The 1,636-nt window shown below is 61.0% G+C and carries 2 protein-coding genes; both read right to left on the bottom strand.

All coding sequences use genetic code 11. The features are described from left to right. A partial coding sequence (locus tag ACYP5B_RS44565) for a helix-turn-helix domain-containing protein (RefSeq protein ID WP_459573850.1) occupies positions 1 to 254 on the bottom strand: 254 nt, incomplete at its 3' end. Between the two features lie 143 nt (positions 255 to 397). Continuing rightward, the coding region (locus ACYP5B_RS44560; protein WP_459573849.1) for a FlhC family transcriptional regulator at positions 398 to 1,636 on the bottom strand (1,239 nt) is incomplete at its 5' end.

The raw sequence follows: 1,636 nt of genomic DNA, 5'->3' as shown, positions 1-1,636 counted from the left end.
TCCTTGAGCGCCTGCTGCTGCGCGCTGCTTGGCGTCTCGGCCATCCAAGGCGTTTCCGGGTTGTTTCGCCATGCCGTGAGCCACTTCGCCATGCCAACGTAATTGACGAACTTCCCGCCTGCCTCATGATTCTTCTGCTGCGCGGCCAGCGCGTCGTTATAGACACGACGGCACGCACCGGCGAACTGACGCATCTTGCGCGTCTGTTCGCCGTTTGGCATGAGTTCGAACTTAAAAGTTTGAAGACGTTGCATAGAGTTATCGTATCAGCGATCGAGCGTTGTCAAGGACGCCTGCGGCGTCCGCGCTCTTACCCCTGCCCTGAAGGACGGGGTCCGCCGCACAACGGATCGAAGACGGCAGAGCCTGGGGGCCAGCGCACGCCACGCTCGCTGGCTTAGCTCTTCTTCTTGCGCGCCCGTGTGCGACCGACCCGCCCAAAGTTCGGGGACGTGAGTGTACCGCTACAGCTTGGGCACAGTACAGCGTGCGCCAGATCGCCACTGGCCGTCAGGTACGCGGTGCCGCAAGTGCGGCAGCCGCGCACGGCAAGGTCATGCTCGCTTGCCATCGAGCGCGACAGATGGAATGCGCGGTCGGCGCTCAGCTTGGAGTCGTCGCCGAACAGATGCTTGCTGATATCGACCGCCGCAATGAAAGCCCCGGGGATCGTGGCTTCGCTCGCGATGGCCGCACGGAACAACCAGATATGAAACGTCGATTGCAATCGCTTTCCTGCGGAATCCAGGTACCAGGCAGATGAGGTCGGTGAATGACCGGACGGGGATGATTCGCCGTGGATCCGGATGTAATCCTTGCGAACGTTCGTTACGCTCATCTTGAACAGAGAGGCCACGCTCTTGGCGCGACACCTGAAATGAAGGAGGGCTTCGGCATAGGCCTCAGATAACGGCCTCGGCATGCGCAGTCCTCCCCAGGCCCCGGAGTGCGGAAGTTTGTCAGTTCTGAGCGGACAGTGTTCCATCAGGTAGTGCGCGAGGACTTCACTGGATAGGCGGCCCGAGCTGGCTTCTGTCCAGAATATCGGGCTGGCGAAGCGCCATTTGAACAACGGAATGGCCCGCGACGAAATCGCCAGTTCCACGCGGTGCTGCGGCAGTGTGCGCAGGAACTCGGCCAGTTCAATGGAAATACCCAAGAGAGGCGCGGCCAGCAACGAGATGTTGAGCACGTCGTACAGGGCACCCACATAGACGCGGTTGTGTTCCTCCAGCAGCAGCTTGTCCAGCGGCGTGAGGGCTGGGGTTGAGTCTGCCAGACGGTCATAGGCCAGTGTCGAGGTGGTGCCGTCGGTAAAGCACGCCCAGTCCGCAGGCGTCTCCAGGGTGGGCGTGAAGGCGAGAAACGGCGAGCAAAGGATTTGGGAAGATTGCTCGACGTTGTCGCGCAGCGCCTGCAAGTCTTCCTTCTTCGCGCCAAAGACCGGCTCAAAGTCGGGCTTGACGGCGAGGGTGTTGGCCATCGCCATGGACAGGCGCAGATTGGCCGACGTGGTGCGATCCCGCAGCCACGCGGGATGCAGGAATTGTTCGTGGAATTCTCTGGTTTGGCGTCGCGTCATGGTTGTTGTTTCTCTCAAGCGGACTTCGTCGCGGCGAGCAGTTCCTGATGGAAG

It is taken from the genome of Cupriavidus sp. 8B (assembly GCF_054589115.1).
This window is presented reverse-complemented; position numbering and strand designations above follow the sequence as displayed.